General features: G+C 69.2%; 12 protein-coding genes and 3 pseudogenes. 4 read left to right on the forward strand and 11 right to left on the reverse strand.

Annotation, left to right across the window (positions count from 1 at the left end):
- Positions 1 to 540: 540 nt before the first annotated feature.
- Together ACZ4O3_RS42340 and ACZ4O3_RS42345 are read right to left on the reverse strand one after the other, a co-directional pair.
- Positions 541 to 1,185 carry a response regulator gene (locus tag ACZ4O3_RS42340; protein ID WP_384998947.1) on the reverse strand — a complete coding sequence of 215 codons (645 nt, stop codon included), beginning with the start codon at positions 1,183 to 1,185 and terminating at the stop codon, positions 541 to 543.
- Positions 1,185 to 2,336 (reverse strand): sensor histidine kinase, encoded by a 1,152-nt coding sequence (locus ACZ4O3_RS42345; protein WP_467727702.1) that lies wholly within the window; start codon positions 2,334 to 2,336, stop codon positions 1,185 to 1,187. Before ACZ4O3_RS42345 ends, ACZ4O3_RS42340 begins: the two co-directional genes overlap by 1 nt.
- 1,014 nt (positions 2,337 to 3,350) lie before the next feature.
- On the opposite strand from ACZ4O3_RS42345, the pseudogene ACZ4O3_RS42350 reads away from it, so the two are divergent.
- Positions 3,351 to 3,668, forward strand: a pseudogene (locus tag ACZ4O3_RS42350) (relaxase domain-containing protein); the annotation flags it as partial.
- A 202-nt stretch (positions 3,669 to 3,870) separates the two neighbouring features.
- On the opposite strand, the gene ACZ4O3_RS42355 reads toward ACZ4O3_RS42350, so the two are convergent.
- The gene (locus ACZ4O3_RS42355) at positions 3,871 to 4,038 is read right to left on the reverse strand and encodes a hypothetical protein (RefSeq protein ID WP_467727703.1); all 168 of its coding nucleotides are present in this window, start codon (positions 4,036 to 4,038) and stop codon (positions 3,871 to 3,873) included.
- Positions 4,039 to 4,384: 346 nt separating this feature from the next.
- Here ACZ4O3_RS42355 and ACZ4O3_RS42360 point away from each other — a divergent pair, with 346 nt between their 5' ends.
- On the forward strand, positions 4,385 to 5,728 hold the full coding sequence (locus ACZ4O3_RS42360) for an FAD-binding oxidoreductase (RefSeq protein ID WP_467727705.1): 1,344 nt from the start codon (positions 4,385 to 4,387) through the stop codon (positions 5,726 to 5,728).
- Between the two features lie 377 nt (positions 5,729 to 6,105).
- Here the strand turns inward: ACZ4O3_RS42360 and ACZ4O3_RS42365 are convergent, their stop codons facing one another.
- The 5 genes and pseudogenes from ACZ4O3_RS42365 to ACZ4O3_RS42385 all read right to left on the reverse strand — a co-directional run bounded on the left by ACZ4O3_RS42365 (position 6,106) and on the right by ACZ4O3_RS42385 (position 10,388).
- Entirely contained in the window at positions 6,106 to 6,465 is a 360-nt protein-coding gene (locus ACZ4O3_RS42365) for a hypothetical protein (RefSeq protein WP_467727733.1), read from the reverse strand.
- A 35-nt stretch (positions 6,466 to 6,500) separates the two neighbouring features.
- Positions 6,501 to 7,108: pseudogene (locus ACZ4O3_RS42370) on the reverse strand (ABC transporter ATP-binding protein); the annotation flags it as partial.
- Positions 7,109 to 7,130: 22 nt separating this feature from the next.
- Positions 7,131 to 7,562: pseudogene (locus tag ACZ4O3_RS42375) on the reverse strand (PadR family transcriptional regulator); the annotation flags it as partial.
- Positions 7,563 to 7,800: 238 nt separating this feature from the next.
- Complete coding sequence (locus ACZ4O3_RS42380) at positions 7,801 to 9,462, reverse strand: ATP-binding SpoIIE family protein phosphatase (RefSeq protein WP_467727707.1); 1,662 nt, start codon at positions 9,460 to 9,462, stop codon at positions 7,801 to 7,803.
- Entirely contained in the window at positions 9,459 to 10,388 is a 930-nt protein-coding gene (locus ACZ4O3_RS42385; protein WP_467727708.1) for a PP2C family protein-serine/threonine phosphatase, read from the reverse strand. Before ACZ4O3_RS42385 ends, ACZ4O3_RS42380 begins: the two co-directional genes overlap by 4 nt.
- 1,797 nt (positions 10,389 to 12,185) lie before the next feature.
- Between ACZ4O3_RS42385 and ACZ4O3_RS42390 the strand changes: the two genes are divergently transcribed.
- Together ACZ4O3_RS42390 and ACZ4O3_RS42395 are read left to right on the forward strand one after the other, a co-directional pair.
- A complete protein-coding gene (locus ACZ4O3_RS42390) occupies positions 12,186 to 12,767 on the forward strand; it encodes a TetR/AcrR family transcriptional regulator (RefSeq protein WP_362716806.1) in 582 nt (193 codons plus the stop codon).
- A 32-nt stretch (positions 12,768 to 12,799) separates the two neighbouring features.
- Positions 12,800 to 13,342, forward strand: coding sequence for an IS1096 element passenger TnpR family protein (locus ACZ4O3_RS42395; RefSeq protein ID WP_467727710.1), 543 nt, complete (start codon positions 12,800 to 12,802; stop codon positions 13,340 to 13,342).
- Between the two features lie 618 nt (positions 13,343 to 13,960).
- Here ACZ4O3_RS42395 and ACZ4O3_RS42400 read toward each other — a convergent pair.
- The 3 genes from ACZ4O3_RS42400 to ACZ4O3_RS42410 form a co-directional block, all read right to left on the reverse strand.
- Positions 13,961 to 14,755 (reverse strand): SDR family NAD(P)-dependent oxidoreductase, encoded by a 795-nt coding sequence (locus tag ACZ4O3_RS42400; protein WP_467727711.1) that lies wholly within the window; start codon positions 14,753 to 14,755, stop codon positions 13,961 to 13,963.
- 102 nt (positions 14,756 to 14,857) lie between these two features.
- Positions 14,858 to 15,058 carry a hypothetical protein gene (locus ACZ4O3_RS42405; protein WP_467727713.1) on the reverse strand — a complete coding sequence of 67 codons (201 nt, stop codon included), beginning with the start codon at positions 15,056 to 15,058 and terminating at the stop codon, positions 14,858 to 14,860.
- Between the two features lie 9 nt (positions 15,059 to 15,067).
- Positions 15,068 to 15,307, reverse strand: a complete 240-nt coding sequence (locus tag ACZ4O3_RS42410) for a hypothetical protein (RefSeq protein ID WP_467727732.1) — start codon at positions 15,305 to 15,307, stop codon at positions 15,068 to 15,070.
- Positions 15,308 to 15,343: the final 36 nt, after the last annotated feature.

The raw sequence follows: 15,343 nt of genomic DNA on the forward strand, positions 1-15,343 counted from the left end.
CTGATCCGCCTCCTCCGATGCCGATGCCCAGATCGGCGCGCGTTGTTCTGTACGCGGTGAGTCGCCGGCGCAGGACCACGTCACCCGGTGGATGGTCCGCAGGGCCCTGGAGGGCCGGTGTCCGGAGACACGCAGGCAACGGCGACGCCCGGAGTCACGACTGGCTGGTGGACGAGCACGGCGTCGGCGTCATCCGCCATCCCATGGCCGGCCCCGCAAGCACCGACCGGCTGAACCAGGCATCGCATGAGAGGGGCCTGCGAACAGGCGACGCCACCCCGGGTCTGACCAGACCGGGCAGGGGGTGGTCACCTGCGGCGACAGCAGGGCCGCCCGTTCGGGGACGCGCAGGCAGGCGGCAGAAATCGCGCCAGCGACGAAGGAAGCGGCGTTGAGGCCGGTACCCAGCCGGCCCGAGGCCATGCGTCGGGCCCGGGATGCCAGGGACGTACCGAAGACCCGGGGGCAAGGCCGTCCGCCCGTCAGGCACAGGACCAGGGCACACGGACGGCAACGCCGCCTTGGCCCGCACGGCCCTGCCTAATCGCTCACAAGGCCCGAACGCCACGCCCAGAGTGCGATCTCGACGCGGTTGCGTACGGCGAGTTTGGACTGGATGTTGCCCAGATGCGTCTTGACCGTGCCGAGGGACACGAAGAGGGCTGCCGCGATCTCGGCGTTGGTCTTGCCGTCGGCCACCAGGCGGACGACGTCGGTCTCGCGTGAGGACAGGACCGACACGACCGTGGGGGAGGTCTTCGACGGATGAATGCCTCTCAGCAGCCGGACCGTGATCGCCGGACTCACCAGGGCCTCGCCGGAGTGAGCCGCGCGCACCGCTTCGGTCAGCAGTCTCGGCCCGGAGTCCTTGAGGAGGAAGCCGCAGGCACCGTTGTTCAGTGCCTCGTAGACGTAGGCGTCGTCGTCGAAGGTCGTGACCATCACGACCTTGGGGGAGCCATGGCCGAGGCGGTTGAGCTCGCGCAGGGCTTGCAGCCCGTCCATTCGCGGCATCCGGATGTCCATGAGGACGACGTCCGGTTCGAGGCGGCGACTCATCTCCACCGCCTGGACGCCGTCCTTCGCTTCCCCCACCACCTCGATGTCTTCCTCGACGCCCAGGATCAGCGAGAAGCCGGTCCGGACCATGGCCTGATCGTCCGCCAGCAGCACGCGGATAGTCATCATGCTCCTCCTGCCGGTATGCGGGCCTGCACACGCCAGCCCCCCTCGCTCCTCGGACCGGCGACGAATGAGCCACCGAGCGCCTCAGCCCGTTCCCGCAGACCAGCCAGTCCATAACCGCCTTCTGACGAGTGGCCGCCGCGGCTGCGGCCGTCGTTGGCCACCTCCACCGTCACCATGTCGAAACGCATATCGCGGCCGACCAGGATCTCGAGTTCCCGTACGCCCTCTGCGTGCTTGCGGACGTTCGTCAGGGCCTCGGTCACCACTCGGTGCACGGCCGACTGGACATCGATCGGCACGTCGTCGAAATCACCCTCGACGCTCAGCCCTACCCGCATGTCGTCGGCGGAGGTGAAGTGATCGGTGAGAGAGGCGATGTCGCTGATCGTGCCCAGTGGTGAGAGACGGGCCTCGGCCCCAGCCTCGCGCAGCAGGGTCACCATGCGGCGGATGGCCGTCATCGCTTCGTCCCCAGCCTGCTCGATGCGCTGCAGCGCGGGGAGCACCGCCTGAGGCTGCTGGGCCGCGACACTTTGGGCGGCCTGAGCAAGCACCACGATGCCGGTGACGTGGTGGGCGACGTAATCGTGCAGATCGGAGGCGATGCTCGTGCGCTGCGCCAACTGCCTGGCCATCTCTCCACGACGACGACTGATCTGAATCGTCCGCACCCAGAGCCCGGTGCCGGCGGTGACGACGCCGGCCAGCGCAAGGACGAGTGCGAATACCACCAGTGACATCTTGTCCGAGGACATGCGCAAAGGCTGCAGCACCAGCCCCGCCAGCAGGAGCGGTAGCGCGAACGCGGTGGGCTTGGGCGCCGCCCGCCACGCAGTCAGCCCGATGACCAGAAGGGTGACTGCCACGACGGTGAGCCCGAACGGCAGGGCCTGACGAACACCGCTCGCAGCGCCCGCTTGAAGGCCTGTTGTCGCGGCAAGCATGGCCGCTCCCAGGACCAGCGCGCCCACGCCCAGCGCGGTACCCGACAGCCGCGAAGCAACCAGGGCTACGGTGACAGCGAGCAGGATGACGAGCGGGTGAGCCAGTCCCAAGCCCAGGTCCACTATCCCCAGTGCTCCGGTGCCTGCCAGCACGGCCAGGCCGCGCACCAGCCACTCCGTGAAGCGGTTCGTGCTGTTGTTCACGTTCTTGTCTTCCCCACTACGGCCGGACGGGCAGGCGGCCCTCCGCTGTTCTTCCAGTGTCATCGATGCGCTGCCGCCGCCCCCGGGCCGGCAGCAGCGCGGGGAACGGGACCACGCCGCGTCCAGAGGGGTGTCCCGGCAGCAGCCTCGCGTCCAGGATCCGGCGGATGAGGCGAAGCCGGATCCGGGGGCGTGAACTCTTCCCCCGCGCCGAGAACGGCTACTTCAAAGGCGGTCATCGTGTAGACGCGGACTGACTGGATCAGGCGGTGCATCAGGTCGGGCACGGGGAAACCTCCTGGGGCGGATGGGTGCTGGTCGGTCCGGGGAGCCATGGCGCGAGCGGATGGTCGTGCGTGGATCCGTCCGATGGCCGTGGCGTCAGGACAGGCGCGGCGGCCGGCTCCGGGTGCCGCGCGCGAAGTCGTCCCACATGGCCCGGGGGCCTCAGACTCAGACGGGCGAACCGCAGGGCGAGGACGCCGGGTGTGCGCGGCGGGTGCCGCAGGATCCAGCGCCGGCTGGGGACCGGTTCCCTGGCCGGACGGCGAAGGCGGTTCGTCGACACGGACACCGGAGTGGATCTGTCGTACACGATGCATCTGGCGCCTTTCGTGGAGTCTCATGACCAAGTCGGTGCCCAGGTGGTCACGAGGCGTCACCGTCTGTAGTCCTGAATGCGAGCCTGCTCTGCCGTGCGAGGCCGGCGCACTGCAGCAACCCGAACGAGAGTGACCGCGAGACCATCCCACGAGGTGGGGCACATGACATGAACGCTATGGGATCGCTGTGGCTCGCCGCTTGGGGCAAAAGTCTGACCTGTCCGCGGCCGCTACGACTTTCGGCCGACCATCGAGCCGCTGGAGGGCGCGAAGGCCTGGGACGATGATGACTTCCGCCCACCTGGCAGCGTCCAGGCCCTGTGGGCGCTTGCCTCGGAGCAGGTCCGTCGGCTCATCGAGGATCTCCACGCCAGGATCAGCGCCGAGACCCTGACCGCAGCCGAGACGGAGCATCTGTGGATTCGCCTCGGCGGCGACGGCACGTGCAACGCGCCCGCCCCGGGGGGTGGTCGCGGCTCGCTTCCGCCCCTACGAAGACCGTGACGGCGGACCGCTGCCCGACGACCACGTGGTGCTGTCGGTCAAAGTTCGGCGCGTGGACGGCCGGCGGGGGACCTTGCACACCCGTCCGTTCCTCGAGTATGCGGTCGCCCTCTCCGAGTTCTGCAACCAGCGCCTGGTGGAAGACCTCTGCCAGGCCCTCAGCCCGGCGACGGCGCCCCGCTGTCCGACCGCCGGGCAACGGCCGGTGACGGAACTCGCTGGAATCCCGGACCAGCTTGGCTGGACGGGCACCCCGCCGAGGAAAGCGAACAAGATCGGCGAACCCGAGGTCTACGAAGCCCGCCGACGAGTCCGCCACCGACACTTGTCCCGACGCTTCGCCGTCGGACGCACTCGTCGAAACACGGCCTCGACGGGTTCCGTACCGGACCTGCGCCGGGGCTTCCGGCACGCGTCATGCACGGGCTTCAGCGCCGCTTGCGTGAGCGACGTCCCACTGCGCCGAAGCCGGGCGAAACACGATCACCCTGAGCAGTGCCCGCCAGGGGCGCAGTGGCGCCGCTCTGGCGGATCGGGTTCTCGACGTCGCCGAGCAGCGTTCCGATGCGTTCGAGCTCGTGGGTCTGGCGGACCACCCGCTCCCCTTCTTCGACAGGGCGCCGCCGGTGCCGGGGGGCGACGATGTCGTGCCTGGCGTCACCCTGACGATGACCGTCAGGGCGCGAGCGGCTGCTGGGCAACGGCGAGGACCTCGGACGCTCTGCATCGATGCGTTAGATTATCGATATAATGTAAGTATTCGTTCGCCGGTCGTCGTACGGCTCCTTTCTCGCCCCTGTGCGGCTTCGGTTCGCACACGTGGGACGACCCAGCGGGCGGCTGCCCGCTCACCTTGCGGCACTACTTCACGAGGAACTCATGGCCTTTGATGATCTGCTCCCACGCGTTTCGCCTACCGAGGCGGCCGAACTCGCATCGTTGGTGAGCGGTCTGGTTCTGCTGCCCGGCGACGAGGGTTACGACGCCGAGTGCCGGACCTACAACCTGAACGTCCCCCTGGAGCCGGCGCTCGTGGTCGGTGCCGCCGACGCGGCCGACGTACGGGCGGCGATCCGCTTCGCGGCCCGCCAGGGCCGGCCTGTGACGGTGAAGACCACGGGGCACCAACAGGTCCACCCTGCCCGGGGCGGGGTTCTGATCAGCACCCGGCGTATGAAGGGCATCGTCGTCGACGCCGGCCGGCGATGCGCGCGGGTCGAGGCCGGAGTGGTCTGGCAGGAGGTGATCGACCGAGCCGCCGGCGTCGGTCTGGCCCCGGTGAGCGGCTCGGCTCCGCTGGTGGGCGTGGCTGGCTATACCCTCGGCGGTGGACTCAGTCCGGTCTTCGGCCGGAGCCGGGGATACGCGGTGGACCACGTCCGCTCGCTGGATGTGGTGACCGCTGACGGCGAGTTGCGGCATGTCACGGCCGGCAGTGATCGCGAACTCTTCTGGTCGCTGCTGGGAGGGAAGGGCAATTTCGGCGTTGTCACCGCGCTGGAGTTCGATCTGTTCCCGTTGACCCGTTTCTACGGTGGCGGTATCTACTTTCCCGGCGAACACCTCGCCGATGTGCTGCACACCTGGCGCACCTGCCAGTCGGACATGCCGGAGGAGATGTCCTCTTCGCTCGCCGTGCAACGGCTCCCTCCGCTGCCCGAGTTGCCGGAGCCCATCCGGGGGGCGTTCGTGGTACACGTTCGGATCGCCCACCTCGGTCCGGTGGCCGAGGGCGAGCGGTTGATCGCACCCCTGCGCGCGGCCGCCCCTGCGCTCATCGACACGGTGGGTGAGATGCCCTACACCGCCATGGGCGCCATCCACATGGACCCTCCGGCGCCGATGCCCTATTACGACCGCACGACGATGTTGCGCGCGTTCCCCGCCGAGGCGGCCGACAAGCTGATCGAACTGCTCGGCCCCGGATCGGACTCGCCGCTGGTCAGCGTCGAGATCCGGATGCTCGGCGGTGCACTCGACCGTGAGCCCGCGGTACCCAACGCCGTCTCCAGCCGGGGGCTGCCTTTCGTCCTCTTCGGTTTCGGCGTGGGCGCGCCGGACCAGGCCGGGTTCCTGCGCGGCGAACTCGACGCGTTGATGGACGCCATGGAGCCCTGGGCGGACAGGCGCAGGATGGTCAACTTCCTCTCCACCGAAGAGGCCACCGACCCCGAGCGGTTGAGCGAGGTCTACGGCGTCGAACGCTACCGTCGTCTGACCGCCGCGAAGAAGGCCTACGACCCCACCAACATGTTCCGGGTGAACCACAACATCCTGCCCGGCTGACAAGGTTCGGCCTCCGAGACAAGAACCAGTGCCGAGGCCAGGGGGCCGAACGGCCGCCACCACGACCGCGGCGGGGCTGTCCACGCTGATGCGGCTGGTGGCCGGCAGGCTCGGGGTGACGCCGCTGCCGCGGACGGCGGTCCCGGCGGAGACCGGACGCAGCGCGGACCTCGCCACGGGCCCTTTCCCGCCTGAAGGAGGGGACGCGGGTGGCGTTGACGGTGCTCGCGTCCCCGCTTCGGGGGACGAGTTTGCCGCTGCCCGCGCAGTAGGCCAGCTCGGCCGGTCCGGCCAGGCCCCGGTCGCCGAGGTGCCGGTGATCCGGTAGTCAGGGCGTTCGCGGAGCAGCGTGCTGCCGGGCTTGTCGAGCAGCTTCTTCAGCGCGGGGGAGACCGCCGTCTCGCCGGGGGCCGGCATGGTTTTGACGCCCGGCGGCAGCACCGGCCGGTCGCCGTCGGCATCGAGCAGCAGACCCCGGATGTCGTCGTCGCGGAAACCGGGCCGGCCGGCTCGCGCAGCACCATGCTGGCGAACTGCTTGGGCCGGTCGTTGAACCAGGAGTAGTCCCGCTCGAAGCCGCGCTCGCTGCGGGCGCTCAGCATGGCCGGCACGGCGGCCGCGACCGGCAGCAGCGCGCCGCCGACCGCGGTGAGCAGGGTGCGGGTCCAACCCCCGCGGCCGCCGGGCACCGCGAAGCGGGCGTCGAGGCCGAGGTCGCGGACCCAGGTCCGGAACATTGCGCCGACCGTGCCCTCCCCGATGGTGCTCGCGCGACGCGCTTCATGTCGCCGGACTTGCCGTCGCGGACGACGACCTCGCGGTTGGAATGGGCGGCCACCCCGCGCCTCGTGCGTGACGAGGACGACGGCGGTGTTGGTGTCACGGGCGGCGTCGGTCAGCAAGCGCATCCCGCGCTAGCCGTTGAGGGAGTCCAGGGTGCCGGTCGGCTCGTCGGCGAAGACCACCCGCGGGCCGGTGACCAGGGCCCCCGCCACGGCGACCCGCTGGCACTGACCGCCGGAGATCTCATCGGGGCACCTGCCCACAAGGTCGTCGACCTCCAGCCGGGCCAGCCACTCGCCGGCGCGCGCCTCGGCCTCCTTGGGCCCGGTGCCGTTGAGCCGCGGCGGCAGCGCCACGTTCGCCACGCAGGTCAGCTCCGGGACGAGCCGGCCGAGCTGGAAGACGTAGCCGAACTCGCCGCGGCGCTGCGCTCGGCGTCACTCATCGCGTTCAGGTCCCCTTCCCGGTACGGCATGCGGCCCCAGTCGGCCCGGACGATGCCGGCCAGGCAGTGCAGCAGCGTCGACTTGCCGGAGCCGGACGGCCCCGTGGCGGCGACCACCCCCCGGCGCGTGTCTCGAACTCCACGCCGTCCAGCGCCGGGGTCGGGCCGTACGCGGATGACCTGGTCCGCGAGGTCGCCGTGCCGTTCGCGTTCGGTCAGTTCCCGCATCTGCCCCAGGTGCTCGGACCGCTGGGTGTCGAGCTGGCCAGCGGGGCTGCGCCCGGTGAGCAGCAGCGCGAGGACAACCTTGGTGTGGAGGGTGTTCGGCAGGTAGGACTCAGGCTTCTGCGGCTGCCCGAGCCACTTGTCGACGTCGATGATCCCGGCTTCGGTGATCGCGTACCGCTTGCGTCCCGGGCCGCCGCCGGGCTCGATGCCGTCGGCCTCGACCAGCCCGCGCTCCAGACAGCCGCGGCACCGTCGAGTAGACCCGGACGTAGTGCAGGGGCGGCCATGACCGAACTTCTCGTCGAACGCCCGCTTCAGGTCGTATCCGTGGCGCGGGCCGGACTCAAGGAGCCCGAGCAGGGTGTGCCCGGTGCTCACGACTGACTCTACATGTCGTGTATACATGCAGTGTATAGTGGCCAAGGCGTTGCACAACCGCATCTGGACCGGCGAATTCCTTGAGGTGTCGCCAAGGCCTTCTGCACTTGGCGGCCGCGACGAGGAGCCGAGCAGCCTGGCCGCCGAGCGGACCGATTTTGAACGAGGAGCCGTGCGCTCTCCGGGTGCCTGAAGTGGGTGCGGGTTCGGTGCCGCCGCCTGGTGGGTGGCGGGTCCATCACGCGAGCCCGACCCCCGGGGCTTGTCCTTCCTCCTCCATGGGTTCGTCGGCCTGAAAGGAGTGCTCGGCCCAGATGGTCTTGCCTTGCGGGTGATGGCGGGTTCCCCAGCGCTGGGTGAGCTGGGCGACGATGAACAGTCCCCGGCCGCTTTCGTCGAAGGTGCGGGCGCGTCGAAGGTGCGGGGATGTGGTGCTGCCGTCGGTGACCTCGCAGGTCAGGCCTGTGGCGCAGCGGATCAGGCGGAGACGTACCGGTGGCTGGGCGTGGCGGATGGCGTTGGTGACCAGCTCGCTGGCGATGAGGACGGTGGTGGGGGTGGCCCCCTCCAAGCCCCATGTGTTCATTTTGGCCGTGACATGTTTGCGTGCGGCGGAGACGGCCGCCGGGTCGGCCGGGAGGTTCCAGGTTGCCACGTCGGTGCTGTCGAGTGTGCGGGTGCGGGCGGCGAGCACGCACAGCTGGCGCGGTGCTCCCGCTGTCACAAGGGACTCCAAAGCAGCACGGCAGGTGTCTGTGAGCGAGGACTCTGGCTCGACAACGCGTTCGGGCACCTTGAGCCCATCGGTCTTCGTGTCGGAGTCGGGTGGCCTGGCGGCGTGCGTGTGCAGCAGGAGCACGCTGCCTTTCCGAAGCCGGATGTCGGCGGTCTCGACCTTCGCCCGCGCGTGACCGAGCGGTACTCCGGCAGGAAGGTCGACGGCGGTCATCGCGCCATCGGGGGCGATGACGGTGGGCGCAGGATGCCCAGCGCAGGCAAGGCTGCAGTTTGCGGTGACGGGATCGTAGACGGCGTACAAGCAGCTTGCCGCAACGTCGTGGGCACTTGTGTCCGTCCGCGACCGGCGTATGACATCGTGGAGATGGGTGAGCAGCTCCTCCGGTTGCATGTCGATGTCTGCCAGCGTTCGCACCGCGGCGCGGAGTTCGGGTACCCGGGCGGGGGCTGGGTCTCCGCCCTCGGTCACGCTGCCGGCGACCAGCGCCACCCGGGCTCCCGACAGTGGGATCGCGTCCAGCCAATGGGCCTGCGGCCTTCTGTCGTCAGCCCGACAGTATGCGAGTTCCACGGCGGCGGGTTGCGCCAAGCGCCCTGCCGGCGGTCCGACCGCCGGCAGGGAAGCGCATGGATCGCCGGTGACCTGACGTGGTGCAGACAGGACGCGGCCCGCTTCTTCACTGCTTCTGGGGCGTGCAGCGAAGACGCACCCGGCTTTCTGGCCGATCCGGACTCGGCAGATGAGCAGGCTCATGCCGACAGACAGGAGGGCTGCGGCGATGACAACCGTCCGGCCTCCCTCCGACACGCCTGGAATCACGAAACCGTAGGCGGCCACACTGGTTGCCAGCGTGGAAGCACCGACGATCAAGGTGTGCCTGATGGGTAGCAGAGCTGCCGCCATCAGCGGTGTCAGGACCGAGTAGTCCGACCAGCGGACCAAGCCCGCTGCAGAGGCATCCAGTTGCAGTGCGCAGGTCGCAGCGAGATAGACGGCGAGCAGTGCGCTCGCGTGTCGGAGCAGGAGGAGTCTGGGTGTGGCCATCCTCGTCACCGTCCCTTCTGAAGTGGTGCGCAGTGCCTGCGAGACGGTGCGCATGTTGGTGGCGGTGGGGTCGGGGTCTTTGCGAGGCGTGCGGGTTTTCGGGCTGTGGATGTTCACTGTGGCGCTCGTCCGGCATGCACGGGGTGCGTTGGACGATGGACAGCGACAAGGGCCAGGTCGTCCTGGAGGTTCTTGCCCGCGTGTCGGTTCACGTCGACGCTGACGTGCTGTACTAGGCGCCTGGGGCAGTCCCAGGACCATGTATCGGCTCGGTCGAGGACGGGGAAGAACTCGCCGGCGGAGTCGCGGGCCTCGGCCAGGCCGTCGGTGTAGAGAAGCAGGGTGTCTCCGGGGCCGAAGGCGACAGTGTCGAGGCAGAAGGCGTTGGGCGTGTCTGCTGCAAGTCCCAGCGGCGGCGCAGCCTGGGTGACGGGCAGCAGGGTGACCTGGTTGCCCTGGCGCAGCAGAGGTGCCGGGTGCCCGCAGCTGACCACTCTGGCGATGTCTTCGTCGTCGGGGAGTTCGATCAGCAGGGCAGTGATGAACCGCTCGTTGCTGTCGGGGGCGATGGGAGTCAGCTCGCCCAGGTGCCTGCGGACGCTGCGTTCCAAGGAGGCCGCAAGTTCTGGGAGTGTGCGGTGCTGCTGGGCTGCCTCACGGAAAGCACCCAGGACGGCGGAGGCGTCGTCGATGGCCGGGAGGCCTTTTCCGCGGACGTCTCCGATGAGGACGCGTGTGGCCTGAGCGGTGCGGGCGGCTGCGTACAGATCACCGCCCACCAGCGCGTGTGCCGCTGCGGCGCGGTACATCGAGGCGACGTGGAAGGGGCCCAGCTTCGAGGGGATTGGCCGTAGCAGCACTCGTTGGGCTGCTTCGGAGACTGCCCGGACTTGGGCCAGTTCCCGCAAGTCGCGGTCGTGCAGGGCCCGGGAGGCGAGGACGAACGCGGAGACGATGAGCACCGATCCGATGTGAATGGGCAGCAGTGGTGAGTGGAGCAGGCCGTCGTGACGGTCCACGAGGAGCACTGCCGCGGCTGCCATGAGCGCGACGACGGCCGTGAAGCGTGTTCGTGCGAACGTTCCCGTGTACGTGGGGGCCGCCACGAGCAGTGGGGACAGGTGAACCGCAATGGGGGCGAACGACGCACCCGAGGTGATGGCCGCGATCAGCAGGAGCGGAGGCACAGTGTGGCCGCGCATGCCCAAGGGCCCGGTGCCGCGGCCATGTGCTTTCGGCCGCTGGGGGACTTCGGGGCTGAATGCTGGGAGTAGGCGGGCCCCATCGTTGGCCGCGCGCTTGGAGACGGGAATGCGCGGGAACAGGTGCATCACGAGTCGGGGGCGTGACCTGGTTTGCCTGGAAGGGCTGCGTCGTATCAACATGGCGCGGCTTTCGTGCCATCGCGGCGTGGAGGGGTGAGGTGAGGCCCGATGAGTCCGCCGGCGGTGCGCGCCCCCCGGCGAACGGTCCTTTGGGTGGGGCAGCGGTTAAGCCGGTGATCGTCCGGCCAGAAGTACAGTCCGGTCAGCGGCTCCCCGGCGCATCGGCCGCTCACTACGGCTCGCAGCGCGCAAGGGGTCGGGCTGGTGTGTGTCCCGGACAGGCAGGCAGACCGTGTGGGGGTCGACGCCGGTGCTGTGACGTCTTCGGTATATGTGCGGCTCTGTTGGGATCACAGCTTTGCCGCCCTTCGTGTTCCGTATAGTGGAAGGAGTTTACCGGAATGTGATTCAACTGTGCGACGCGCGATTCGGTACGTCAAGCGAGCTGCTTCTCTGCCGTCCGGCTCGGCACAGCAGGCGCGACGTGGCAATCAGTCACGCTTCACTGCGGGATTTCGAAAGGCAATTGGACGAGGACAGGGTTTGCTGAGGATTGCGTGACGGGTTGGTTCGCCCCGGCTTGACGACCGGTGTGGGCATGGCGGCTTCGCTTGCGACTGGGGTCGGCCGGCCGCTGACGACGGCGGTCAGCCTCAACGGCAGCACCTGCGGGCAGCGGCCTTCGGTGTCGTGCGGGCCGAACGCATGGCGCGGCAGAAGGTCCCCGGCGGCTACGGGGAGAACGTCGTTTCCGTGCCTTCCGTGACGAAGTAGTCTTCGCCATGGGGCGCGATAGCCAAACGACCCGTGGGATGCTTCCAGGGCTCTGTGGTTGCCCCCTATGGCACCCGGGAGTCTGGCGAATGCGTCGGTGAATCCGGTCCGCCGGTTCGGGGCGGGGTGGGGGAGACGTGCAGAGGGTTTCCGTGCCCTCCTCCTCCGGGCGCTCTTGTCTGCACGCCGACCTATACGTTCCGCATGTCGTCGTAGTTGCCTCCTGCGCGTCCCTCTCGGGGCGTCTTGCGGGTCTCGCCTGTCCGGCCCGGCGGCTTGGGTCACTCCCTGTCCGGAGGGTGACTCGATTTGGGTTCGTGCTGCGGGGCTGCCCTGACGGACAGTACGGCTCACACGGGGACGGGCTTCGGTTCTTCCCGCTCTTCGGTTGCCATGACGCAGGGGTACTTGAGCGGGTGGGTGCCCGCCCAGGTCGCCCAGGGCGGCAACGCGACTGTTAGATGATTGTCGTTATCTTACATGCGGGGCGACGTCGGTGCCCTCTGGAGCGAGGGTGCCTTGCTCGCTCGCCGGTGCGGCGAGCGGCGGGTACCGGTCGATCGACCACCGCCCGCGGGACCTGGTCGGGTGTGCTCGTCGGGATCGCGGCCGACGGGCGGCTGCGGCTGTGGCAGGTGATAGACGACAGGCGTAATCTTAGGGGTGGGGGTGTCGGCCCGCTGGTCGTTGTAACAGCCGCAAACAGCACAGGTGGCCAGTCGGTATTACGGAGGGTGATGAATGAGTCGCGTCTCGCAAGCAGAAGCGAAGGCCAACCGGGAGCGAACGGTGGCTGCGGCTTCTCGGCTGTTCCGCGAGGACGGTGTCGCCAACGTCGGCATTGCGGATGTGATGAAGACGATCGGACTTACCCAGGGCGGCTTCTACAAGCAGTTCGCCTCCAAAGCCGCGCTCGTCGACGAGGCTACCGCCAAGGCGTTCGCCGACAACTTGCAAGACCTTGTGGCTCTGGACCACGAGGCTGGAGGGCACCAGGCGGCGTGGCAGTCGCTGCTTGAGTCCTACTTCTCCGTCGAGCATCGCGACAACCCTGGTACTGGTTGTCCCGCAGCCGGTTTCGCGGGCGACGTCGCGCGTGAGCCCGAGTACAGGGAGACCTACGCCAGGGGCGTCGAGGAACTCGCGGGGTGGATCGCGCCTGGCGATGCCGGCCTGGCTGCCTATGCCACGCTAGTCGGCGGCATACTTCTTGCCCGTGCCACCGCAGGCACGCCTTTGTCGGAGCAGATCCTGCAAGCGTCGCAGGCGGCGGTGGCGAGGGCTGCCGAAGTCGGCAGTCACAGTCAGCAGCCGCGGTGCTGACTCGCGGATCGGGCGCATGAGGGGGGAATGACGTGGCTCGTACCTGGCTGTCGATCCGGGTGGAGTTGGTCTCCGGTCATGGTGCGGACCTGTGGCCGCGTCCCGGTCGGGTGTTCGCCGCTGCTCAATCGCACTCCTTCGCGCAATTCGCCTCGGCCATCGATCTCGCCTTCGCGCGCTGGGACTTGGCTCACCTGCACCTGTTCACGTTGTCCGAGGCCACCCATGTCAGCCCGCTGGACCGGTGGGACGGCGAGCCCCCGGAGGGTACCGTGGACGGCCATGTGACCAAGCTGAGCAGGCTGCAGGCCGGCGAACAGTTCGCCTATGTCTTCGACATGGGCGATGACTGGGCGCACCTGTGCACGGTGGCGGGGAAGCGTATTGATCCCCTCGAGGCACTTGGCGAGGTGCCCGACCGCCCGGTTCCCTACTGGGGCTGGGGCAACATCCCGGACCAGTACGCGCGCCGTTGGGACGGGGACGACGGGGAGTCGCCGATGCCAAAGCGGCCGGCCGGTGGGCTCAGCGACCTGCCTCCGATCCTGCCGTGGTGGGGCGACCGCCGTGGGTGACCTCACGCTGCGTACATAAAGTGGCCGCCGGCGGGGACTGAAGTGGCCGTGGTGGGGAGCCGAAGTGGCCACGAGTGGGGAAAACCAACCGTCCGCCGGCACCGGACCCCGCGGTGCGGCGTCCTGAGGTCGTGGCCTGTGACGCCGCCTCTGACCCGGCGGGCTCGGGCTTGGCTGTCATAGCGGCCGGCGGCGAGTGAATGCCCCCTTCCCCGGCTGCTTCTGGGTGCGACGCGGTTCCGCCGTAAGCCTGGCAGCTCCGCGCCGGCGGTGCGTGCAGCCTGGCGGAGGTGACCTTGGAAGGGCCGCCATGGGACCAAGCGCCTTGGTGCCCGGCGGGGCCGGCTCCGGGCCCCGCCCTGGCGTCACTCACGGCCGGCAGGCGCTACCCGGGCTTCGCCTGCAACTCCATTCCTGGCGGCCCTCGACTGCGAGACCGGGCCCTACGGGGCGTGACGGCAGTGCGTTGACCGGGTCCCACGGCGCCCCGCCGAGGTACTGCACGGCAAACGGCCGGCCGTCACGTTGGCTCCGACCCCAAGTCGCAGGGCGCGAAGGGGGCACGGACCGGGGGCGGTTGGCCCCTGGCCCCGACGAAGAGCGAGCTTGCCCCAGATGTCAGCCGGTGTAGCGTTCGGCTGGGCGCGTGAGGGACAGGCCTGGGATGAGTTCCTGGCGGGCGGTCTCGTACTCCTCCCACTTGGTGTACTCCGGCAGCGAGGGGATCGTGACCAGCTCCCCGGCGTCGAGACCGGCGAGCGCGGCCCGTGCGGCGTCGTGGGGAGCCATGACGGCCTCCTTGGGCAGCTGGTCGAGTTCGATTCCCGAGCCGGCCCAGATCGCCGTCTCCAGCGCCCCTGGTACCACCACCTGCACGCGGACACCGGAACCGGCGAACTCCTGTGCCAGAGCCTGGGTGAACGCGATCACGTATGCCTTGGTCCCGCTGTACACGGCGCCTACGGGCAGGATGTTGAGCGCGAGGGCGGAGGAGATGTTGACGATCGTGCCCGAGCCCCTGGCGGAGAAGGCCTTCGCGGCGGCGGCCGCCAGCCTGGTGGTGGAGGTCAGGTTGAACGTAATCAGCCACTCCAGCCCATCCGGGTCTGCCGCGGACAGGGGGCCGAACAGGGCACTGCCCGCGTTGTTCACCAGCATGTCGACCGAGGGGTCGGCCGCCAGGCGGTCCTCGACACTCCGCATGCCCATCGGCGTGGCCAGATCGGCGCTCAGCACCGCAACCCGGACGCCGAAACGCTCCGTGAGGTTCGCTGCGGAAGATTCCAGCCGCGCCTGGTCGCGGGCGACGAGCAGCAGGTTGCGCCCGCGCGCCGCCAGCTCCTCGGCGTAGGCGGCACCCAGACCTGCCGTCGCGCCGGTGACGAGTGCTGTACCGGCCTTCTGTGTGGACATGGTCGTCCTCTTTCCTGAGTAGATGTCGCACGTTAGATGGTCACTGTAATCCAAATTTCTGAGCCGGCGCGTGCGACACGGGGTGTGGCCGGCGAAGCAAGGTCAGAGCTTGGGTTCTTCGGAGCGCTCGGTGTCCCAGCGGGTAGGGAAGATGTCGGTGCGGTGGTAGGTGTGGGCGCCGCGAAGCAGTCGCGCTGTGCCTGGGTGAGGGCGGACCGGCAGGCGCGGGGTGTGCACGGTGTCGTACTGGGCGAGCGCGGGCGCGAAGGGGGCAGGGACGCCGTCGCGGGTGGCGTGGGCCATGACCAGGCGTCAGGGCAGTTGGGCGTCGCCAACTCCTTGGGCAAAGCCGGGGTCGGTGAGCAGAACGGGCGGGGCGGGGTCGGTCGCGTAGGCGTCGCGGACGCCGTCGAGGAAGGCGGCACGGATGATGCGGCCGGCGCGCCACAGGGCGGCGACGGCAGCCAGGTCGATGTTCCACTTGTAGGTGTCGTCGGCGGCCTGGATCTGGTGGAGGCCCTGGGTGTAGGGGATGACCTCGGATGCGGACAGGGCGTGTTCGCCTGGTCGGTGAGGCGGGCCGCGTCG

The organism is Streptomyces sp. NPDC026515 (assembly GCF_055567595.1).

Bases quoted from the DNA above. Each gene is read 5' to 3' on its own strand.
- ACZ4O3_RS42340 (WP_384998947.1), bottom strand. From the start codon at position 1,185: ATGACTATCCGCGTGCTGCTGGCGGACGATCAGGCCATGGTCCGGACC.
- ACZ4O3_RS42365 (WP_467727733.1), bottom strand. From the start codon at position 6,465: ATGTTCCGGACCTGGGTCCGCGACCTCGGCCTCGACGCCCGCTTCGCG.
- ACZ4O3_RS42385 (WP_467727708.1), bottom strand. From the start codon at position 10,388: ATGGCAGCCGCGGCAGTGCTCCTCGTGGACCGTCACGACGGCCTGCTC.
- ACZ4O3_RS42390 (WP_362716806.1), top strand. From the start codon at position 12,186: ATGAGTCGCGTCTCGCAAGCAGAAGCGAAGGCCAACCGGGAGCGAACG.
- ACZ4O3_RS42400 (WP_467727711.1), bottom strand. From the start codon at position 14,755: ATGTCCACACAGAAGGCCGGTACAGCACTCGTCACCGGCGCGACGGCA.
- ACZ4O3_RS42405 (WP_467727713.1), bottom strand. From the start codon at position 15,058: ATGGCCCACGCCACCCGCGACGGCGTCCCTGCCCCCTTCGCGCCCGCG.